This is a genomic window from Trichocoleus sp. AS-A1, assembly GCF_039962015.1.
Lineage (GTDB): Bacteria > Cyanobacteriota > Cyanobacteriia > Cyanobacteriales > FACHB-T130 > FACHB-T130.
In genome coordinates, this window is sequence record NZ_JAMPKG010000027.1 from 54,872 (window position 1) to 77,713 (window position 22,842).

11 protein-coding genes are annotated in these 22,842 nt (G+C 46.9%); 4 read left to right on the forward strand and 7 right to left on the reverse strand.

Going from position 1 to position 22,842, the window contains the following annotated elements:
* Positions 1–10: 10 nt before the first annotated feature.
* The 6 genes from NC994_RS19700 to NC994_RS19725 form a co-directional block, all read right to left on the reverse strand.
* Positions 11–1,405: an O-antigen ligase family protein gene (locus tag NC994_RS19700; protein WP_190434860.1), complete on the reverse strand. Its 1,395-nt coding sequence runs from the start codon at positions 1,403–1,405 to the stop codon at positions 11–13.
* The gene (locus tag NC994_RS19705; protein WP_190434863.1) at positions 1,402–2,592 is read right to left on the reverse strand and encodes a glycosyltransferase family 4 protein; all 1,191 of its coding nucleotides are present in this window, start codon (positions 2,590–2,592) and stop codon (positions 1,402–1,404) included. The genes NC994_RS19700 and NC994_RS19705 overlap by 4 nt, the downstream gene beginning before the upstream one ends.
* A 22-nt stretch (positions 2,593–2,614) precedes the next feature.
* The gene (locus NC994_RS19710) at positions 2,615–3,628 is read right to left on the reverse strand and encodes a class I SAM-dependent methyltransferase (RefSeq protein ID WP_190434865.1); all 1,014 of its coding nucleotides are present in this window, start codon (positions 3,626–3,628) and stop codon (positions 2,615–2,617) included.
* 474 nt (positions 3,629–4,102) lie between these two features.
* Complete coding sequence (locus NC994_RS19715) at positions 4,103–5,632, reverse strand: oligosaccharide flippase family protein (RefSeq protein ID WP_190434868.1); 1,530 nt, start codon at positions 5,630–5,632, stop codon at positions 4,103–4,105.
* 218 nt (positions 5,633–5,850) lie between these two features.
* A complete protein-coding gene (locus NC994_RS19720; protein WP_190434871.1) occupies positions 5,851–6,414 on the reverse strand; it encodes a hypothetical protein in 564 nt (187 codons plus the stop codon).
* Positions 6,415–6,439: 25 nt separating this feature from the next.
* Entirely contained in the window at positions 6,440–8,185 is a 1,746-nt protein-coding gene (locus NC994_RS19725; protein WP_190434874.1) for an S-layer homology domain-containing protein, read from the reverse strand.
* A 155-nt stretch (positions 8,186–8,340) separates the two neighbouring features.
* Here NC994_RS19725 and NC994_RS19730 point away from each other — a divergent pair, with 155 nt between their 5' ends.
* Together NC994_RS19730 and NC994_RS19735 are read left to right on the forward strand one after the other, a co-directional pair.
* Positions 8,341–9,858, forward strand: a complete 1,518-nt coding sequence (locus NC994_RS19730) for an SLBB domain-containing protein (protein ID WP_190434877.1) — start codon at positions 8,341–8,343, stop codon at positions 9,856–9,858.
* A 161-nt stretch (positions 9,859–10,019) separates the two neighbouring features.
* Complete coding sequence (locus NC994_RS19735) at positions 10,020–12,392, forward strand: polysaccharide biosynthesis tyrosine autokinase (protein WP_190434880.1); 2,373 nt, start codon at positions 10,020–10,022, stop codon at positions 12,390–12,392.
* A gap of 88 nt (positions 12,393–12,480) precedes the next feature.
* Here NC994_RS19735 and NC994_RS19740 read toward each other — a convergent pair whose 3' ends face one another.
* Positions 12,481–13,491, reverse strand: coding sequence for an NAD-dependent epimerase (locus NC994_RS19740; protein WP_190434912.1), 1,011 nt, complete (start codon positions 13,489–13,491; stop codon positions 12,481–12,483).
* Between the two features lie 482 nt (positions 13,492–13,973).
* Here NC994_RS19740 and NC994_RS19745 point away from each other — a divergent pair, with 482 nt between their 5' ends.
* Together NC994_RS19745 and NC994_RS19750 are read left to right on the forward strand one after the other, a co-directional pair.
* Positions 13,974–15,746, forward strand: coding sequence for a hypothetical protein (locus tag NC994_RS19745; RefSeq protein WP_242030596.1), 1,773 nt, complete (start codon positions 13,974–13,976; stop codon positions 15,744–15,746).
* Positions 15,747–16,202: 456 nt separating this feature from the next.
* Complete coding sequence (locus tag NC994_RS19750; protein WP_190434883.1) at positions 16,203–22,802, forward strand: translocation/assembly module TamB; 6,600 nt, start codon at positions 16,203–16,205, stop codon at positions 22,800–22,802.
* The last annotated feature ends 40 nt before the right edge of the window (positions 22,803–22,842 follow it).

Below are 22,842 nucleotides of genomic sequence, written 5' to 3' on the forward strand. Positions count from 1 at the left end.
ACCTTATAAATTAATTAAATTTAAACTTGCTTTTTTCTCTGGTATTTACTAAAGCTCGATCATCGGCAATTTTTACCTGCTTATACTCGGGGATACTACCAAAACCATATATACAGCAACTAATAGCTACAGGGGTGACAAACAGAAGAGCTGGCTGTAAATGGGCAACAGATAAGCCCTGTACAATAGATTCAATAAATAATAGACCAGCAAAATTTTGAAACCCTAAATACTGGTTCTTTTGGAAGAAGAATAACTGACCCATTTTCCATAAACCTACTACATATGTAGTAATGCTCCAAATTCCTCCTAGCATAAGTATTGATAGATATTCATTATGAAAGTAACTTAAGTTTAATTCTCTAGTTCCTGAATAAAAAGGGAGTTCGGAAATAAAACCTGTTAATATTTCAGGATGTTCATTTAAAGTTTTAAAAGATTCTATATATCTAATAATACGAGAATCAAGAGTTTCTGCTGATGAACCTTTAGAGGTAATTATGTCACGCATACCTACTGGAATATATTTAAATGCATCAGAAGAGGTAAATACAAAAAAAACGGCTCCTGCCGTAATTAATGAAACCACTAAAGCTGTAATGCGAGATGAAAAAGACCCCCTACTTAAGATAACTAATAATACTATAAATACAACAGATACCAAAGCTGTTTTTGAACCTGTTAAAAAAATTATTAAAATGCCAGAAATACCACTGATTAAACGTAAAAAAGGGGGGAATTCTGCTTTTGGATTTTTGGTTATGGACAAAGCTACAGCCAGACCTCCTAAAATACCTAAGGAGCCTCTAAACATTCCAAGAACAATAAACTTCTGATTAAGATCATTTTCATAGCGAATGTAATTTGGATCGGTAACGGCTCTAATAGCTTCTAAAACATTACTGTTGACATATTCTTGCCCTTGAAGAAACATTGCCAGGATAATAACTAAACATCCCCATACAAATCCAGTCATTATCCATGTTTGTTTGATTGGTCGATTTGGTCGGATAGCACTGAAATAGACTAATAAGGACATGGCTCCTATAAGCCGGTACATATTGATAAGAGCTAGCAAAAATGTAACTTGCTGCGTTGCGTAGCCTATGGCTGTAAACACAGGCATAAATCCTGCCGAAAAGAACAAAAGTCCACTGACCACTCGAATATTTTGAGGTACAAACTTCCATCTTTCTATAGCAAAATACAAAGCGAAAGGGACTGCAAAATCGAACAGATATACAACGCTATTTGAACCTTTAACGGCATAAAATAGGGGAGCCGGAAACCAAGCTATTGCCAGTAGAAGGCTCTCTATAAATGTAAGCCTGCTTTTCTTGGAAAAGAAAAATATTCCCCCTGCCATAAGCGAAGAAAGCACCCATGCAGCCTGCCAGGTATTCATTGTGATTGTCCCCTCTGAATCGTCCGCTGATAAACTTCCGTCATCTGATTCGCAATGCCAGTTGGGGAATATTTATTAAGAACGTGTTGACGAGCTGTTTCACTAATAGTTCTTCTTAGAGCTGAATTTTTTAACAATTTCACTAAGCCTTTCGCAATATTCTCTCCTGTACGCGAAGTGTTCAAACAACTCACACCATTAATCCCTAATTCCTGCGCTCCACCATTAGAACCAATGACACAGGCAATACCAGCATACATACATTCCACATGGGTGTACCCAAAACTTTCCCAAGTTGAGGCGAAGAAACCTACAGAATGTTTATTCAAGTAACTGGGTAAGTCAAGGTAAGGAATTCCCCCTCGAATTGCTACTTGAGAATGGTGTTCTTTAGAAATTCTACTTATAAGCCAATCGCCCCAATTGCTTCCATCCTTACGAGGGATTGATTGCCCCAGAACTTCAAAACAAGTCTCAGGAAGCTCTTGCCAGACACTACGAAAGATAGAAGGCATTTGAGCGGCACCCTTGAGGAAATCTAATCGACCTAATGATACGACTCTAGGAATTGTATAGTCTTTTTCAGACAAAAAGTCTGGTTCATAAACCCAACCGCCGAATGGATTTGCAATAATGTAACGAGACTTAGGAAGGTACCACCGACGCTTTAAGCACTGCTGCATAAGCCAAGTTGAAGGGGATACAACTGCATCAGCACGTGCAATAGTTTCTCTTTCCATTTGAGCCAGTAAGTTGGGGCGAATTTGGTAATCTAACTGTATTGTCCATCGCTTCAGTAAGGGAGCTGCACCCAGGCGGCAAAGTTGACTATCACCGTGGAGCTTCACCACTGTTGGAAAATTCGGGTAATGCCTTTGAAATTCTAACCCAAGTGCGCTGTACTCTGGAAATTCAACTACGTCTAAATTATGTTCTTGAATTACCTGAACTAAAAGCTTAAATGCTTGGGCTTGTAAATTTTGAACATTCGCTCTTTGCGTGTTTAATCCTCGTATGATTCGCAGGCCATTTTCAGAAGATTCTCGTGGTTCTTTACCAAAGCCACAAATAACTGTCACTTGATGTCCTAGAGATACCAATCCCCGAGACATATGAAATACATAGGAGCCTATACCATCCCAGCCATTATCTGGTGGAAATGTTGTAGTGACAAAACCTATGTGCATTTTGATTCAAGTTAAAAGATTACTAATTAGGTTTTCTATCACGTTGCCAAGCAGCTGTAAAGCTGCCGCCATCTAAGGAAAATTTTTTGTTCAAAGCATTGGCTGTCTTTGCCCATTTAGCGGGGGCTATCCAGGCATTGTAAGAACGCCAACATATGGTATGAAAGCCAGGCAGATACTCAGACCCAAGCTTCAAGGGATCAAACCCTGGTAATCCTAAACAGAAATCTCCAGGAAGATCACAAGGAGCATGAATATCAACCATCATCCGAACCTCGCGAGGGGTTAACGGCTTAGTAATTACTCCTGTACGTAGCAGTTTATCAGATGTTTTCTGAAGGATGTCTGGTTGACTATGTCCTGACCATTTGCTAAGGACTCGTTTATAAAATAAGGGATCTATAAACCACAATCGCCGCCTCCAAGTTCGTAATGTCTGCCAGCGTTCATAAGCTGCACGGCACTCTGGATTAGCCATGAACCTTGATGATGGCTCATGACCCATGACATAGACTCCTCCTGGTTTTACTAAAGAAGCAATGTTTGCTAAGAAACTTTCTATATCTGCAATATGATGGAGGACAGAATTAGTCAAGACCATATCAAAAGGTTGAGTCCACATTACTAAATCTGCAACAGTACCTACAAAAGTTTCAGTAGTTATATTTTTAGCTGTTAAGTTCTGCTGCGCTTTCACCACCATGTCTGAACTGAGATCGCTACACATTACTTGGTGCAAACGGCTTTTGGGACAAATCTCAAGGAGTGTCTGTAAAGCATAACCAGTGCCACATCCAAGATCAAGAACACTAAAGGAATGTGGGATAATATCTAGCGTTTGGAGCAAAACTTCTTTAAAGAAAGGCTTAGCAAACTGCGTAATCTCAATATGTGTATCGTCATAGCTTTCGGCTTCAATTGCGTGATACGTATTGCTGATAATCCTAATAAATTCTTCTGGATTTAATGTAACTCCACATCTGAGCATGGTAGCATTCAAATTAGCGATTCCTATAGCTCCATTTGCAAATTTCATAGGTTACAACAGAGTGAATTTAGTCTTGCTTGGTATTGAAAGAATAACAGCCCAACAAAGGTTGCGATAGTGTATTTTAACATTCTGCTTGATGATTGCTGATAAACATATTTCATTCAAAGCTGAACCTAGAGGTGTATAATCAAGTTTAGTAATAAAGTCTTTTAAGGTTATTCTTACGGTACTTAACAGTATTGAGTATTGTTTCAGCCCTTTTATAATAAATAATTTTTAATTCCATACCATTGGCAAAAACCTTAAATTCAGGATCTAAGAGACTCTGCGTATAGGCTTTTGAAACAGCAGTAATATCTAAAATTTTGGCTTTGCTTTACAAAATACCCTTCAAAATGGCAAACGAAACTCATCTACTCCGAAAAATGCATAATTAATATAGGGCAATGTCTTGATGATTGATTTTTTTATGATATTACAATAATAAAATATTTTTTCATTCAAAATATTACAAATTTCTTAACCACTATTATTTATTTTATTATTATACTTTTTCATTTTTGAAACACTTTCATAAAATATCTGCTGACTGAACATAATTGCAAGTATTATTGTAATTCCCTGACAAGCTGCACCAATCCAACCAGATAGTTGCGTCACTAAAACAGCTATTACACAGATTAATACTGCTTTTAGCAGGAGGTTACTCATAAAAAATAAATTTATTTCTGGAATAAATTTATTTAATAAATAAATACTTAAAAAACTTTGTAGTAAATAAGCCATAGTAAAGGCAAATGCTAATCCTACTGAACTATATTGAGGAACCAGCACAACGATTAGTCCGATTGATACAACTCCCATGACTATATTAACGAGTAAAGCTATCCAATTACGATTAATTAACTGAAGAGCCATTCCTACAATACCCGATAAAGATATAATTGTTGCCGTAAGCATAATCAATCCCATCAAAAGGTATTCAGATGTAAAATCTTTACCAAAGATAGTTAAAAGTGATTTACTAAAAAGTATAGCTGATACCCCTGTCAGTATGACTATTCCAAAAACAGTTCTATAAGCAATATAAAATAATTTGGAAAACCCGGATATATCACCTTTTCCCAACATTTCGCTCAGGACTGGGCTGAGAGTTGACTGGAGCAAAAATGGTCCCTGTAAAACTAAAATTCGCCACTGGCTAGCTGCATTGTAGCCGCCTAGAGATGAGTAGCCATTCCTTTGCTGGCTCAAAATGGCATTACCTATCCAATTAGTGGGAATGACTAGGAAATTATTGATGACAATTGGCAAAGTGTAATTAACTAAAACTGAAGATTCTAGCCACATATTATCAAAAACAGGCAAAAAGTTATGCCTCTTGCACTCTTTCACTACAGCCAAAATATATATTAAGAAGCTTAAAATATAGGAGATTACGTAAGCAAACATAGCCCCTAACAAACCCCATTGATATGTAAGCATAGCTGTTGCAGGAAACCATACAATCACCTGAGAAAGTGTGGCAAGATTAAGTATTTTAAATGCCTGTAAACCATAAAGAACACCATTACAAACACCAATTAATGATTGTATACCCAGTGCGATCGCAGCGAGTTTAAGCAGGGGTGCTAAACGGGGTTCATTTAAAATATTATTGGCTATAAAATCTGAAAAAATTATTAAAGCACCAGAAGTTATTATGGTTAGAATTACAACCCATGTTGTTGACAGAGCAAATATTCGTGCAGCCCGGACTGGATATGTAAGTCTTAGCTCAGAAATAAACTTGGAGCAAGTCGCTCCGTATCCTGAAGACAGCACTCCAAATAACAGTAAAGTGCTTAAGACCATTCCCAGCTCTCCATATCCCTGCTTACCTAAAAGATTAGACTGAATAAGAGCTATTCCGAAAGTTAAAGATCTACTAATGACGGTGCTTACAACTGCCCATGAAATTCCATGTAAGACTCGCTTACTGAGGTTTTTGTCGCCATCAGGGAGCTTAAGAAAACGTACCGTTCTGGAAATGTATTTAACGAAAAACATAAATGTCTACTTAAATCTATCCTATCTATTTGTCAATTAAGGATAGAAAGTAGTTTGTAATGATTATGATATTTTTTGCATTTCTGGCTTAAAGCTAATACCAAAGATTAAGACAGGGCAACATACGAGTTGAGTTAACCTAAATGTTACCCCTGACATCTCAACCAAATGCTACTTCCATCGAACTTCAGTACATAGACGCTGCAATAACGACAGCATTAACCTGCTCCAAAAGCCGCATTCAGCAAGGCGGCTAGGACGGATTGAATCGCTAGCAGCTCATCGGGAGGCTCGCTCAAAAATACGCCGCTACTGGAGTTTATGAGAGCATTGTAGGCTTCAACTGCCGCCGCCAGCCGAACCGCATCGACCCTACCATTTGCAGTTAACCCTTGCAAGTTGGCAACCACGTCACGAGCCAGGGTCGGATTAATGCCTTCAGTAGCATTCACCAGACCGCTTTCCAGCTGGCTGGCGCTAGCAGCAACATTTCCAGTCCCTGTCAAAACGTTCCCCAAGCTGTTATTGGCGGTCTGGGAGTTGACTGTGGCTGCTGCCTGATTGACAGCAGATGCGATCGCCTCCGTTCTGAATGCGAGTCTTCCCCGCCCGCCTCTGTCGGGTATGAAGGCTCCATTGACAACGTCGCTAGTCGTCATAATCGGGCCGGTGACATCTGAATTGAAGCCGGGAGTTTGGGCAAATGCTGTTTCCGAAAACAGTAGAGAAGAACCTAAAACTAAACCTAGACTGAGATTTAAAGAAAGACGTTTGATGTTCATGGCTTTTGTTTTGTGAGCAAAGAACTTAGAAAGTAATGCCGTAACCGACGCCTAGGATAAAACGTGCCCCATCACCAGCATTTCCGGTTACATCAGCAAGCGCTGGAGTGATGATCAGCGGTATATTCTCGAATGGAGCGATCGAAGCACCCACATTCAAATCTTGACCACTCCATTCGGCAATGACCGATATTGGTTGAGCTACGCGCACGCCGATACTACCAAACGGATTGACAGAATCTCTGCCAGCCTCAATATCAGGTACTGAGCGAAAGCGACCCCCACCCAAACCCACAGAGGCAGTAACTGAGGGGGAGAAGCCTGCGGTTGTCCGAGATCCTAGCGGAAAAACTTTACTGACGACACCGTAAACGGTGCTGTACCCCGGATCGGGATTTCCAAAGGTATCTATATTTTCCACTCCAACCGCCACGGCTAGGTCATTAGCAAACTGACGGTGAATCTTGAAGCTGATGCCACCATCTTCAAAGCTATCATCGCCGAATAGGTCATAAATTGAGATAACGCCTTCTACACCCACGGCTTTGCGAGCATCGCCCAGACCAATACCCGCAGCGATTACCCCATCTGCCTTGTTGCTGTTGCGGGTTCTTTCTTGGAAGCCAGCTCCGATAAATGCCTGCCCTCGGTCAGCGCCGAAAGCCGTGGGTGTCGTAATACTAGAATTTCCCCCAATCAACCGCCGCAGCTGTTCTACTATCGGTGGTGCAGGAAGCCGATACTGTTGGCGCAAGGCTGCAACTTGTTCTGCTGTCAGGGGAGGCGGTGTTGTTGCCACTGGTTCGTAGCCAACCACGTAACGAGCGGCAACATCCGTTGGAGGAATCTGCGGCGCTTGCCCAGCATTCACTAAAGCCTGGTAAATAAACGCTGCCACGTCAGCACGGGTGGCTAACTGATTGGGATTTAACAGCGCCACATCTGGATAGTTGACAACCAGTTGATTTTGTGCGGCAGCAGCAACACTAGTGCGGGCATAGGCAGGAATGCTGCCAGCATCCTGAAATAAACCATTTAAAATCGAGGCGGTATCTGCGGTTGGATTCAGGTTAAGTCCGCTGACCAAAGACACCAAGACTTGGACGCGGGGGATGTTTTGATTCGGCTGGAAAACCTGGTTGGGGTATCCTTCTAGAAATCCCGTCCGATAAGCTTCCTGAATCGCCGTGTAACCCCAGTAATTGGCAGGTACATCCACAAAATCCACCGCTTGGCGAATTGCAGGTCTTTGAAAAGCCTTCCGGATCATGGCGGCAAACTGAGCGCGTGTCACCGGCTCGTCAGGACGGAAAGAGCCATCTGGAAAGCCTACGATCACTTCTCGCTGTGCGAGTGCTTCAATAAAGGTCTGCGCCCAGCTACCTTGTACATCCGGGAAGGAGCTGGCTTGAGCCAATTGAGTGGGCGTCGAGACGGCTCCGGGTTGCTGTAAACTTCTTCCTGGGGCGGCTGGATTGCTAATCGCTGGCAGCGAAGAGCTAGAACGGGTGGTGGTTGAAGGAGCAGGCGGGTTAGAACGCAGCGCGTCAGCTCCCAGCATCGTTTTTAAGAGTGCATCACCCATTGAACCGCTACCCTTGGCTGGTGCTGAAGCATTCCCGTTGGTAGAACTTGCCTTGGTGGTAGCCAGACTGGCAGATGCATAGAGGATCGTACTGCCCAAAAACATGGAACTTAGTAGGATGTGTACCCGGTACCACAATTTCTTTTTACTTGCACTGACACGGCTCCTACCTGTTGCTGGCGTCATAACCTTATCCTCCTCATACCCAAAAATTCCTTGCCACCTCAAAGGTACACGAGTTTGGGAAAATTACGTTGGTGATTAAACTTTATACTGCAACTTTTTACGGATTGTATCCGTCAATGGCGTGACTTTGTGTAACGAGGTTTAACAGATTTGGAATGAAGAGTGCTAACTTGAGCGCCAAAAGGCATCGTGAAACAAGTTCTGATTTTTGTAATAGCGGTGCTAGTTTTCCGAAACTGGCTACCCGAACCGTTGTGGGCTTGGCGCTCCTATTTGTGGCGGCAATGACGGTTTCATCACCAGCGATCGCGCAACTCCCCGGATTGCGCCCTTCTGCTGCCCCAGCGGGAACATCTACCAGACGTGGATCGGAGGCCCCATATACTCTAGGCGCAGGCGATCGCGTCCGGCTGGATATTTTTGAGGTTCCTGAATACAGCGGAGAGTACCAGGTGCTAATCGATGGTACGCTCAACCTGCCAATCATTGGCAGCGTACCCGTTCGGGGATTGAGCCTCGAAAGAGCAACCGATGAAATTTCTAGCAGATACGGTCGCTACATCCGACGCCCCCTGCTGACCATTACTCTGCTGGCACCCCGTCCCGTCAAAATCGCAGTGGCTGGGGAAGTCAATCGTCCGGGTTCCTATACCGTTAACCTAACCGAAGGCAATCAATTTCCCACCGTCACGCAAGCACTGCAATTGGCTGGGGGCATTACTCAAGCCGCCAATATCCGCCAAGTAGAACTGCGCCGCATTTCACCCGGTTCATCGGGAGTCATCGCTGTCAATCTCTGGGAATTACTCAACAACGGTGATTTGAGTCAAGATCTCACTTTGCGAGATGGAGACTCGCTGTTTATCCCCACCAGCCCCCAAATCAACGCCGATGAATCCCGTACCTTAGCGGATGCCAGCTTTGCGCCCCAGAACACCGGGCCAATCAAGATTGTCGTAGTCGGAGAAGTATCCCGTCCAGGGCCTTATATCGTGTCACCAACCACCATCGCCACTGCGAATACTCCCCCTGAGGCGAATGCGACTGCGGCTTCTAGCAGCACTCCTGCCACCGTGACCCAAGCCATTCAAGTTGCAGGGGGAATTACCTCCTTAGCAGATATTCGCCAGGTTCAAGTCCGCCGTTCTGCCCGTTCGGGACCCGAAAAAGTCCTCAATATCAACCTCTGGCAACTTTTACAGTCCGGAGATGTCACCCAAGATGTCATCTTGCAAGAGGGAGATACCGTGGTGGTGCCTACTGCCAGCAATATCGACCCCTCTGAGGTACCCCAAGTCGCATCGGCTAGCTTCTCTCCCAACACCATTCGGGTCAATGTGGTCGGGGAAGTCGCCAAAGCAGGGACGATTGAACTGCCACCCAATACGACCTTGAATCAAGCGGTGCTGGCAGCCGGAGGATTTAACAATCGTGCCCGGAGGAGTTCGGTAGAGCTGATTCGTCTCAACGCCAATGGCACCATTTCTAAGCGGAACGTCCCGGTCAATTTTGCTCAGGGCATCAACGATCAAAACAATCCGATTCTACGCAATAACGACGTGGTGGTGGTGAACCGCTCTAACCTCGCTAATTTCTCAGACACGCTGGGGACGGTGTTGAGTCCGCTGGGAGGGGTTTTCAGCTTATTCAACTTCTTTAGAATCTTTGAGTAAAAACGTGGTTGGCTAGGTCTGGAGAGCCGCAATCAAGAGCTGAGTAAAAAATTCGATCGTTTGGATGTAGCATCCTGCACTTTCATGGTACAAAATGAGGCTAGAACCAGGAATCTCCCTGGCGATCGCGTCAACCAAGCCAACAAGGTGCAGGGGTTTAGATGGAAGCGGGCCAATTTTCTCAACCGTCATCGCCGAAAGGGAATGGCAAGCAACTTCAGCCATTGCCGCTAACCGACGAAACTCAGTTTCTAGAAAACAGCCAGGACGACTTGAATGTTCGTCAGCTCTTGAATGTGGTGCGTCGCCGTGCTTTGGTGATTGCGGGGGTGGCGATCGTTGTCACGACTGGAATCGGCTTATGGACATTCAGCCAAACACCCAAGTATGAAGGAAAGTTCCAACTCCTGGTGGAACCCGTTACGGCTGAAAATAAGCTGACGAAACTTACTCAATTACAGGCAATCGAGCCAGCTCTAAACGACTCTAGTCTGGATTACGAAACCCAAATTAAAGTTTTACTCAGTTCCGAACGGATGGCGGCATTCATCGCTCAGATCCAAAAGCGCTATCCCGATATCGACTATGAGTCACTCATTCTTGAAAACAACCTAACAATTACCCAAATAGATAAAACAAAAATTTTAGAAGTACGTTACCGCGATACCGATCCCGATAAAATCAAGTATGTATTATTTGAGTTAGCTAAAGTTTATTTGAGGTACTCTCTTCAGGAGCGGCAAACTAACCTCAACCAGGGAATTAAGTTTGTAGACGGTCAACTTCCTGGACTTCAACAACGGGTGGACAAACTCCAGGGACAACTGCAAACGTTCCGGCAGCGGTACAACATCCTCGATCCGGAAGAACAAGCCAAACAACTTGCCGTGCTAGCCTCAAATGTTGAGGAACAAAAACTCGATAACCAACTAAAACATAATGAAGTCCGGTCGCTGTATGCAACGCTACAAAAGCAGTTAGGGCTACCCCCCAATCAAGCGATCGCTGCTGCATCTCTTTCGGAAGCACCCCGCTACCAACAGTTACTCAACAAACTTAAGGAAGTCGAAACCAAGCTTGCCACCGAGTCAGCCCGGTTTCTGGAAGAAAGCCCTACCATTCAATCACTCAAAGAGCAGCAGCAAAATTTGCTGCCCTTGTTGCAACAAGAAGCGGCGGCGGTACTGGGAAATAACCTGTCTGGTCTCAACGAACGGCAATATTTGTCTTCCCCCAGCACGGTGCGCTTAGAGCTGATTCAGCAATTTGTGGATGCGGCAAACCAAGTGCAGGTTCTGGAAGTTCGCGGCAATGCGATCGCCCAAGCCGAAAAGCGCTTAAATCAACAAGTTAGACTACTGCCCCTGATTGCCCGTCAGTACACAGATTTACAGCGGGAACTCAACGTCGCAACCGAGAGTTTAAACCGCTTTCTAGCCGTTCGGGAAACCCTGCAAATTGAAGCAGCACAGAAAGCTCTCCCCTGGCAGCTGATCGCCAAACCCCAAAAGCCAGAAGATCCTATCTTTCCCAAGCCCAAGCGAAATCTGATATTAGGCGCGATCGCTGGGGTAATGTTAGGGCTGGCATCTGCCTTATTAGCAGAGCGACTCGACAATGTTTTCCACTCCCCCGAAGAACTCAAAGACAGCACCCGACTACCCATTCTTGGCTTGATTCCCCACCACAAAGAACTCAAACTATTCAAACCCATCGCAGAACTCGCCAACTTCGCCCAGCCAAATGGAAACGGAGCCTCAGCCAAAAACCAAAACGGAGAGACCCCATCCAAAGAGCGTGCCACCACTCGCAAAGCTAGTTGGTACAATGCTTCTCCCTTCTTAGAATCCTTCCGTTCTCTCCATACCAATATTCGTTTTCTCGGTTCTGATACCCCCATCCACTCGCTAGTGGTTAGCTCAGCGTCCCCAGGTGATGGTAAATCCACTGTATCCGTACACCTAGCACAGGCGGCTGCGGCAATGGGACAGCGAGTTTTGTTGGTAGATGCAGATTTGCGGCGTCCTCAGGTTCATAATGTCCTCGGTTTAGAAAATCACCAGGGGCTGAGCAACGTCATTGCCACAGGTCTAACTCCCAGAGAAGCCATCCAGCGCTTGCCCTCCTGGGACAATCTCTACGTGCTAACCGCTGGACAAATCCCACCAGACCCAACCAGACTGCTTTCCTCCAAGCGAATGCAGTATTTGATGGAGCAGTTGAACGCTGTTTTTGATCTAGTGATTTATGACACGCCACCGATACTAGGTCTGGCAGATGGCAGACTCCTGGCTGTCCATACCAATGGCGTGATCATGGTAGCGAGACTGGGCAAAACCGATCGCTCCATCCTGCTACAAGCGATAGATGCATTAAAAATCTCTAGTGCCCCCGTCTTGGGTATGGTTGCCAACGGTGTGAGAAGAAACGCCGGTGGGTCGTACTATTACTACGATCGTTACTACACTTCTAATCAAGAATCAGAAGTAGAGAATGCCAAGAAACTCTTGCAAAAGAAACTTGGATTGCGCTAGCTCTTGGCGATTAATTGTTAAGAATTAGTCATTAGTTTCTAGTCATTTTTTTAAATCATGGATAGAACTAATGACTGATAACTAACCGCTAAGCTCCATAAAAAGAGCGATACCACTCAACAAAACGCGGAATTCCAACCTCAATGGGTGTACTAGGCTTGAACCCAACATCTCTTTGTAAATCAGTAATATCGGCATAAGTTTCAGGAACATCTCCCGGTTGCATTGGCAGCATATTTTTCACTGCCTTCGTACCGAGGCAATCTTCCAAAACCTCGATAAAACGCCCTAATTCAACCGGCGTATTATTGCCAATATTGTAAATTTTATAAGGTGCGGCACTCACTCCCGGATCGGAGTCAGCTCCTGCTAGATCAGGATTTGGTTGTGGAATTTTATCAGCTACTCGTAAAACTCCTTCTGCAATGTCATCAATGTATGTAAAATCGCGCCGCATTTTACCATAATTAAAAACATCAATCGGACGCCCTCCTAAAATGGCTTTGGTAAACAAAAACATTGCCATATCTGGACGACCCCACGGCCCATATACTGTAAAAAAGCGCAAGCCAGTCGTTGGTAAACCATACAAATGACTGTAGGTATGCGCCATCAGTTCATTTGCCTTTTTACTAGCTGCATACAAGCTGACCGGATGATCTACATTGTCATGCACCGAAAAAGGCATTTTCTTATTTGCCCCATAAACTGAACTAGAAGAAGCAAACACCAAGTGTTTAACTTGCGAATGCCGACACCCCTCTAAGATATTCGTAAATCCCACCAAATTGCTATCAACATAAGCATGGGGATTTTGCAGCGAGTAACGTACACCGGCCTGGGCAGCCATATGTAGTACTTGTTCAATCTGGGAATTCGCGAATAACTCCGCAATTCCTTGACGATCCGCCAAGTCAAGTTTGTAAAACTGAAAATTATTTTTGTCCTTCAGTTGCTCCAAACGAGCTTGTTTTAAATTGACATCATAATAATCATTGAGATTATCGATGCCAATGACCTCTTCTCCTCTATCTAGCAGCAGTTTACACAAGTAAAAACCAACAAAACCAGCGGCACCAGTAACTAAAATTTTCCCCATATTTTTGTTTCTACTAGCTGTTAGCAGGTTGGTAATTGATGTAGCGTCATTGACAAATAATGGCGATGAGCGCGACAAATCCAAAGGCGTTCAAGTCCAAAGTCTAGCCCAATTACTCAGCCGAATGCCATAGTTCCGCACATGAACCCCTGGTGGCACTAAGGGTTCATGTGCCCTTACAACCCCATCAAACTGATGCAAGCTACCTGGAGCGTGTCCTGTGTACGCTCCAGGCAGCTAACTGGGAGCATTTTGTTGATGAGAGCGAAAAGCGCTACGCGAGGAGCGCAGGTACGTGTATACGCTCCTCACGTAGCGTATGCTGCTTTATGCGGCTACTCCCTTACCTGCATCTGCCGCCTAGGAGACGCTCCTGCTTCCCTGAAACAAGGAACTATCCCAGCCGTGTCTAGTCTGATGAAGAGCTTTAAGTTTAATTCTGCTTAGCGTCGGATTACGGGGTTTGTCTATTCCGTTTCATTATGCCCATTCAACTTAAGTCTGTCACCTTACCTATGGTAATTACTCACCTGCACAAATTTTTAACAACCTCGACTGCTAAAACTTCTAAATCTCAGATGATATTTTGGTTCACTTTAAGCTTAACTTTCGCCCTCATTTATAGTTTTTTGGGACTCAAGCAGGCTTTCAGTAGCTCGTATGTGGTGCAAGATGATGCGCGGGTATATGTGTTTTGGATGCAGCGATTTGTAGACTCAAGCTTGTTTCCGAATGATTTTATTGCTGACTATTTTCAAGCTATAACCCCCTCGGGATATGCTGCTTTCTATCGATTGATAGCATTTTTGGGGATTGAGCCACTTGGCTTGAGTAAATTACTACCAGTCTTTTTGACACTGCTGACAACCACCTACTGTTTTGCAGTCTGCCTGGAAATATTTCCGGTACCAGCAGCAGGATTTATTAGTACGCTGCTACTCAATCAAAATCTTTCTATGAGAGATGATTTAGTTTCTAGCACTCCCCGATCTTTTATTTATTTATTTTTTCTAGCATTTTTGTACTATCTACTGCGGCGCTCTTTATTTTTATGTCTAGGCGCGATCGCTTTGGCTGGATTTTTTTATCCCCCGTTGTTGTTCATTTTAGCCGGAATCTTAATCTTGAGACTGTGGCGCTGGGACGGACAGCGACTCCATCTATCTAAGAATCGACTTGATTATCTGTTCAGCGCTACTGGGCTGGGATTTTGCCTGCTAGCAATCTTGCCCTATGCCTTGAAATCCGCTGAAGTTGGCCCAGCGATCGCTGGGATGGAGCTAAGATCGTTACCAGCATTTTCTCAAACGGGAAGAATTCCTTTTTTTGATAACACTAATCCCCTGTGGTTTTGGCTATTTGGGCAACATAGTGGTCTTTTGCCTAATGTGTTTGAACATCCCCTATCTCTGCTGGGATTATTCTTGCCAATCTTGATGCGCTATCCCGACAGGTTTCCCCTAATTAAGCAAATTGCCAGCAACATCATCATTTTGCCTCAGATTGCGCTAGCATCTTTCGGGATATTTGTGGCTGCTCATGCCATGCTCTACAAGCTTTTTGCTCCGGCTCGTTACACGCGATATAGCTTCAAGTTGGTGATGATTTTGAGTGCAGCAATCGTATTAGTCGCACTGCTTGATGCAGTTTTTAAATGGGCAAAGCAGCAAGATAAATTTTTAATTCGACGGCAGTTCATAGCTTTGGGATTCACTACTCTCTTAGGAACTACAATGCTCTTTTATCCGTACTTATTGGAAAAATTCCCAAACAGTAACTATGTCGTTGGCAAAGCACCAGCACTATATGAATTTTTTCAGAAACAACCTAAAAATATTCTGATTGCTTCTTTATCAGAGGAAGTGGATAACCTGCCTACTTTTTCCCGGAGAGCTATTTTAGTCGGGTGGGAGTATGCAAATCCTTATCATGTAATATACGAGCGTCAAATTCGCCAACGAGCTACCGATTTAATTCACACTCAGTACACTCAGAATTTGGCAGAAATTCAAAATTTTATTCAAACCTATGATGTGGATTTTTTCTTGCTGGATCGCGCAGCATTTACTTCTGAATATATTACCAACAATCCTTGGTTTAGGCAGTGGCAGCCGCTAGCGAAAGAGATGTTAGGAATGCTAGATCGGGGAATGATTCCAGCCATGTCTGGTTTGATGCAGCGTTGTTCGGTTTTTGAGACAGGGGAGCTGGTTGTACTGCAAGCCAAATGTATGATTAAAGCCACCTTAGATTAAATACTACTGAAATCATTTCAGCTTAAGGTCGCCACAAATAAAGGGTTGTCAGTGGCTACTGCGATAGACTCGAACTGACTCTTTCAGCGCTAGGCTAACGCCTCGCTTCGCTAACGCGATCGCCGCCAATCTTCTACGAACCAAAATCAGAAATCAAAACTCTAAAAGAGAATGATTTTTAGAAAATGGACGGATTGGTGAAACATATCAGCGCTACTCAAGTCTTTTGGATTATGCATTGATTGTAGGTTAAGAGTGTCACCTACGCGATCGCAGGCAGACCCTTTCAAAGCAAGTCTCATTCTGAGTACGCGAGTGTGGGAAAATTCCCAAATATAAGGAACAGGCGTAAGGAGCAGAGTTGACACTTAACATAGGACAAGCCGATAGTATTCATCGGTAGAAGCCTGTAATCATGTCTAAAGACACCCTCGTTACCGCCGTTGCTAGTTTTCTATGAAGAACTCCCCAAAATCGGGTAATGAAACAGCAGCTACCCGTTCCAATCGGCGTCTATGGGTACTCTTAAGCCGCACCGGCCTTGGCCTGGGAATTATCCTGTTGCTTGGCACAATTGGCGGGGTCTGGTGGGCGTGGATTTTTGTCCATCAGCGGTTAGCACCAATTGTTGAAGAAAATCTCAGTCAAACGCTGAAACGACCCGTGCAGCTGGGGAAAGTCGAAGGCTTTTCCATCAACAATCTGCGCTTTGGTGCCTCCTCGATACCAGTTACGCCCACTGACCCCGACCGCGCTTCGGTAGAGGGTGTAGACGTGGTTTTTGATCCACTAGCGCTTCTCTTTAGGCGGACTTTGGAGCTAGATATTACCCTGGTCAACCCTGATATTTACGTTGAACAAGACAAAGAGGGGCGCTGGGTTTCTACGGAACTGAAGTCAGAAGAACCGAGCGGGCCGATTAAGACGGATATCCAAAGCGTTCGGGTTCAAAATGCAGACGTTGTGCTGGTACCAACGCCCAAAATTGTAGAGAGGAAAAAAGGCAGCCAGGAAGCAAGAGGAAATGTAGATGCAACGCTGCCCTCTCAAAATCTCCCGCGCAGTAACACTCAAGACACCCTCTCCAGACGACTGGAATCTCTGCTTCCTAGAGCAGAGAGGAGGGGGGTACCAGTCGCTTTTCGTCAGGTAGGCGGTACGGCTCGCTTTTTCGATAACAACCAGCGGATTCGCTTTGATGTCAGCGCTCAATCTCAGGTCGAATTAGGGGCACCGACAAAAAGTGTCCCTCAAAAACAGCAGGCCAATCCAACACCTGCGCCCATCCAAAGCAGCCTCAAACTTTCTGGTGAATACCGCGCCCCAACCGGACAAACCAACCTGCAAGTTCAAGGGCAGAACCTGAGTGCAGTCGATGTCGATCGTTTAGCGAAGCTGCCAATAGACTTGTATGCAGGGCTGTTGGATGGCAACTTGGAAGTCCGATTCCAAAATGAAGAGCGAGCCACATTTCTGGGAACAGCTATCCTCAAAAATGTGAAAGCGCAGGTTGCAGAGGTGCCGCAACCGTTTAACAATGCCAACGGACTCGTGCGATTCAACGGATATGCGATCGCGCTGGAGAATGTCAGCGCTCTTTACGGTCAGGTTCCCGCAGTTGCCAATGGTGTTATTGATACCCAAGAAGAAAAGGGTGGGTACAACATTGCCGCCCAAGTGAAATCGGTCGCGATCGCGACTGCCCTCAATACTCTCAAAGTAGAGTCACCCTTCCCCGTAACTGGACAAGTCCGCGTTGACGTGCAGCTCAAAGGAGCGCTGGAAAAACCGATCCTCTCAGGAACCGTCGCCACCCTCCAGCCCACCGAAAAAGTGCCCCTAATCGTAGATAAGGTAAACTTTCGCGGCATCAGCGGTCAATTTCAGATGATCGATACCCTCCTCACCATTACCAACATCCGTGCCTTGCCTAGCGTTGGCGGCAGACTGGCTGGTAATGGTCGCATTCAGATGGGCGACAAAGGAGGATTGGTATTCGATGTCATCGGTCAAGACATTCCAGGGGATGCCGTTGCCCAGATTTACAACGCCAAGCCGAGCAATATCCAAATCGGCACCGTAGCCGCTAAAGCACAGCTTTTTGGCACTACCGGCAACCTCCAGACCGTCGTGCAAGTTCAGGCACCCCAAGCCACCTACCCAGGCAGTGGAGAAGTCATCGTTACTCAGGATAAAACCTACTTTCGCAACACGACTCTGAGGGTCGGGGCAGGCACCGTCAACCTCAAAGGTCAGGTGGCAGAGGGTCGCTGGGAAGTGGCAGGCGTTGCCGATGATGTTCAACTAGCACGTTTGGCAGAACTCCCGCCACAGTTGCAGTCAGCCCAGGCAGATGGGGCGTTTAATCTAGCGGGAAGTGTCAATTCTTTCCAAGCGGAAACGATTCGCGGCACCGCACAAGCGAATGTCCGGGTTGCTGGTGGCACCGTCAAGGCATCAAAAATTGCGCTGAATGCAGGGCGCTGGCAAGCTTCTGGGCAGGCTTCTGCTGTCCAGTTGAGGCAGCTAGCCCCGCAACTGCCACCGCAATTCCAAAATCAAACCGCAAATGGTTCTTTTAACTTATCTGGAAGTCTAGCTGCCTTTAAACCCGAAACCATTAGCGGCACCGCATCGGTTCAACTGAATATTGGCGGGGGCAGCGTCAATGCCTCAAACGTTCGGCTGAACAACGGTCGTTGGCAAGCTTCTGGACAAGCGTCTGCCATTCAATTAGCAACGGTTTTGCCCCAATTACCCGTCCAAGGGCGACTCAATAATGGTTCCTTCAACCTGTCAGGAAGTTTGGCGGCTTTCACCCCGGAAACGATTAGCGGGACTGCCCAAGGAAATCTTCAGGTTGGCGGTGGTCGCGTCAGTGCCACCAACGTGGAGTTTGGCAACGGTCGCTGGCAAGCTTCTGGGCAAGCTTCTGGCGTCCAGTTGGCAACGGTGTTGCCCCAAATTCCGCCGCAATTCCGAGGTCAGCTGAATAATGCTTCCTTTAACGTCTCCGGTAGTCTGGAAAATGTCAGCGCCGAAACGATTACCGGAGAAGCTTCTGGACGTCTGAATCTTGGCGGGGGCACCGTTACCGCCTCGAATATCCAATTTAACAACGGTCGCTGGCAAGCTCGCGGACAAGCCTCTGGGGTACAACTAGCAAGGGTGTTTCCCGAACTGCCGCCGCAATTCCAAGGTCGGTTGAATAATAGTTCTTTTAATGTATCGGGGAGTCTGGGGGCGTTTAGCCCGCAAACCGTTACCGGAACTGCTTCTGGAAGTCTGAATGTGGGTGGGGGAACCGTCAGTGCCGCCAATGTAGAGTTTGGCAACGGTCGCTGGCAAGCTCGCGGACAAGCGTCTGAGGTTCAGTTAGCAACGCTATTTCCCGAACTGCCACCGCAATTCCAAGGTCAGCTGAATAATGGTTCTTTTAAGGTATCGGGAAGTCTGGCGGCTTTTACGCCAGAAACTCTTAGCGGCACGGCTTCTGGAAGCCTGAACTTAGCTGGAGGCAGCGTCAGTGCCGCCAACGTACAGTTTGGCAACGGTCGCTGGCAAGCGTCTGGTGAGGCGTCCAATATCGAACTTGCTAGGGTGTTTCCGCAATCGCCCCAATTCCAAGGTCAGCTAAATAATGGTTCTTTTAATCTCTCCGGGAGTTTAGCCGCTTTCAGCCCCGAAACGATTACTGGCACGGCTTCTGGAAATCTGAACTTGGGTGAGGGAAGCGTCAGTGCAGCCAACGTACAGTTCGGCAACGGTCGCTGGCAAGCTTCTGGCGAGGCGAATGGGGTTCAGTTGGCAAAAGTATTTCCCCAGCTGCCCCCGCAATTTCAAGGTCGGCTGAATAATAGTTCCTTCAACCTATCCGGCAGTTTGGCTGCCTTCACCCCGGCAACCCTGAACGGGACGATTTCTGGAAGTTTGAATGTGGGGGATGGCACCCTCACCGCCTCAAATGTCCAACTCCAAGACGGGCGCTTTGCGGGTTTAATTTCTGCTAACAATGTTGATCTAGAACAGCTTGCCGCAGCATTACCCGATTCCGTGCCGGTTCCGGCGCTGCGAGGACGGGTGAGTGGCAACGTTGATGCTTCTGGGCCGCTGAGTGCTGTCAATCCGGCGGCTATCCGAGCAACCGGACAGTTGCGCGTCGAGGATTTTGCCGCCAATGACTTAGTGTTCGACCCCATTCTCACCGGGCAAATCAATTTAGTCCCCGGACAGCCGAGTAGCGTTGAGCTAGCAGGCAATCAACAAGACCGGATTTCGCTGGTGTTGTCGCCTAGCTATCAACCCGTCTCTTTTTTAGTGAAACGTGACGAGGTGCTGGCACAAGGCAACCGCGAGGGCGATTTGTTGGTGGTGGATGTGCAAAACGTTCCGCTCAAATTGTTGAAAGATTTAGCTCCCCAGAATGCCTTAGCAAGTCTACCGCCAGCGATCGCATCCCAACCCATCGAAGGTAAACTTTCTGGAGATTTTATCCTGAATCTCGCCAATTTTAATGTTGCCGGGAATGATGTAGCGATCGCGCAACCCGTCCTTGGCACTATTAAAGGCGATTTGCTAACCATCGGCAGTTTCCGCTATGCCAATGGTACCGCTACCTTAGATGGGGGAGAGTTCCGCCAAGGCGAAAGTCTATACGCCCTCGCCGGTAGCGTCACTCAAACCTCCAGTGGGCCAGAACTGCAAGGTTCGCTGAAAGTGGCTCAAGGAAAAATCCAAAACGTCCTCCCCCTCCTGCAAATCTTTGATTTACAAGACCTCGCCAGAGGCGGACAACCTCCTACCTATGCCAGCGCCGCCGAGGTTAAACCCCAACCCGTCGGTCTACCCAATGCTACCCTGGAAGCTCAACTGCGCCGCTTGTCAGAAATAGAAGCCATCCTTGCCGCCCAGAAAGAGGAACGGGAAGCTTCGCCCATCCCCGAACTCAAAGACCTCACCGGCAATTTCTCCGGCGGAATCAATGTAGCAGCTTCCCCTAGACAAGGCATTAACCTTGACTTTGACTTCGGCGGCAATAACTGGAAGTGGGGCAGAGACGACCAGCCCAATCGTCTCTACACCGCTGATAATGTGATTGTCAAAGGCAGCTTCCAAAACGGCGTCCTCACCCTTCTGCCCTTACGAATTGAATCTGAAGAAACGCTGCTTGCCTTCACTGGCACCCTTGGCGGAACCGAACAAAGCGGTCAGCTGCGCCTGAGAAATGTCCCTGTCGCCCCATTCCAACAGTTCGCCAATTTACCAGTCGATATCACCGGGAATCTCAATGGAACCGCAACCCTAGCAGGCAGCATCAACAATCCCCAAGCCATCGGCGAACTGGCTCTCACCGATGCCACCCTGAACCAAACCGCCGTCCAAGCGGCGCGGGGCAGTTTCCGATACACCAATGCGCGTCTGACCTTCAGCAGCACCATCGCCACTGCCGAAGCTGGGGAGCAGGCAAACCCAGAAGCCGGGGAGACTCCGCCCGATACTCAACCTGCAACAACTCCTCGTACCCCATCTCCAATCGCCAGTATCCCCTCGACGACTCAAATCACTGGCAGCATTCCCTTTTATCAGTTGCCCTTTGCCTCCGTTGCACCCGATAACAACCAACTCAGCCTGGATTTAAATGTTCAAAATGAGGGACTTTCCCTGTTAAACCTGCTTTCGCGTTCTGCTGTCACTTGGGTGGATGGTACCGGACAAGTGCAACTCAACGTTCAGGGTACGGTGAATCCAAATACGGGCAAATTAAACCAGCTTGTCGCTAACGGGATTGCGACTGTTGACGATGCCACTATCAAAGCGCAAGCTTTGCCCGAACCGCTTACCGATGTCAACGGTAGGGTCTTATTTAACTTTGACCGCATCCAAGTAGAAAACTTCCGGGGTGACTTTAGTGGTGGTGAAGTGGTCGCCTCCGGAGCCATCCCCATCTCAGGCACGGGGCAAGAGTCGGGGGATAAACTCACGGTTAGCCTTGAAAAACTCGCTGTAAATTTGAAAGGGTTATACTCAGGCGGCGTCAACGGCAACGTGGAGATTACTGGCTCGGCTCTCAATCCGCAAATTGGTGGTGAAGTGCGACTTGCCGATGGTCGGGTGCTGATAGGAGAGACGGCAGGGGATGGCACAAACGGAACGGCTTCACCCGGTGGTGGTACCGCTACCCCATCATCCCCAACCTCTAACGAGCAACCCTTCACTCCCGCATTTAATAACCTGCAACTGGCTTTAGACAAAGGCGTCGAAATCTCCCGCCCACCGCTGCTGAGTTTCCAGGCGACTGGTGGCTTTACTCTCAATGGCACTTTGGATGAACCTCAGCCAAAGGGGACGATTCGGCTAACCAGGGGTCAGGTGAATCTGTTTACGACTCAGTTCCGCTTGGCACGCGGCTACGAACACACGGCTGAGTTTACCCCCAGTGAGGGACTTGACCCGGTTCTGGATATTCGGCTGGTCGCGTCTGTTTCCGAAGTAACCCGCAGCCGGATTGCTGACACAACCGCCACGGGTATTGTGAGTAGCGAAATTAGCGATGTTCCCGCTACCAATTTGGGGGCATTGCGAACGGTTCGCATTCAAGCCAGAGCCACAGGTTCGGCAAGTCAATTGGCAGATAATCTGGAGCTAACTAGTAATCCGCCTCGCAGCGAGAGCGAAATTGTCGCCCTTTTGGGTGGCGGCTTTGTGGAAACGCTGGGTCGAGGAGATACCACGCTAGGACTCGCAAACTTGGCAGGTTCGGCACTGTTGACACCTTTCCAAAATGTGGTGGGAGATGCGTTGGGATTGAGCGAGTTTCGCTTGTTCCCCACAGTAGTGAGGGATGAAAAGTCCCGCACTTCAACGTTGGGCTTGGCGGCAGAAGTTGGGGTTTCCGTCACTCCTAAGCTTTCTGCCTCTGTATCGAAGATTTTGACTGCTGATGAGCCTCCTGAGTTTGGTGTTACTTATCGAGTCAATAATGAGATTCTGCTGCGAGGTGGCACCGATTTGTCTGGGGAAACGAGGGGAGTGGTGGAGTATGAAAAGCGCTTCTGAAAAAAAGGACTGAGGGGTAAGGACTGAGGACTGAGGACTG

Excerpts from the sequence above, each read along its gene's own strand:
- NC994_RS19725 (WP_190434874.1), bottom strand. The coding sequence starts at position 8,185 with ATGACGCCAGCAACAGGTAGGAGCCGTGTCAGTGCAAGTAAAAAGAAA.
- NC994_RS19700 (WP_190434860.1), bottom strand. The coding sequence starts at position 1,405 with ATGAATACCTGGCAGGCTGCATGGGTGCTTTCTTCGCTTATGGCAGGG.
- NC994_RS19750 (WP_190434883.1), top strand. The coding sequence starts at position 16,203 with ATGAAGAACTCCCCAAAATCGGGTAATGAAACAGCAGCTACCCGTTCC.
- NC994_RS19735 (WP_190434880.1), top strand. The coding sequence starts at position 10,020 with ATGGAAGCGGGCCAATTTTCTCAACCGTCATCGCCGAAAGGGAATGGC.
- NC994_RS19705 (WP_190434863.1), bottom strand. The coding sequence starts at position 2,592 with ATGCACATAGGTTTTGTCACTACAACATTTCCACCAGATAATGGCTGG.
- NC994_RS19710 (WP_190434865.1), bottom strand. The coding sequence starts at position 3,628 with ATGAAATTTGCAAATGGAGCTATAGGAATCGCTAATTTGAATGCTACC.
- NC994_RS19720 (WP_190434871.1), bottom strand. The coding sequence starts at position 6,414 with ATGAACATCAAACGTCTTTCTTTAAATCTCAGTCTAGGTTTAGTTTTA.
- NC994_RS19745 (WP_242030596.1), top strand. The coding sequence starts at position 13,974 with ATGCCCATTCAACTTAAGTCTGTCACCTTACCTATGGTAATTACTCAC.
- NC994_RS19715 (WP_190434868.1), bottom strand. The coding sequence starts at position 5,632 with ATGTTTTTCGTTAAATACATTTCCAGAACGGTACGTTTTCTTAAGCTC.
- NC994_RS19740 (WP_190434912.1), bottom strand. The coding sequence starts at position 13,491 with ATGGGGAAAATTTTAGTTACTGGTGCCGCTGGTTTTGTTGGTTTTTAC.
- NC994_RS19730 (WP_190434877.1), top strand. The coding sequence starts at position 8,341 with ATGAAGAGTGCTAACTTGAGCGCCAAAAGGCATCGTGAAACAAGTTCT.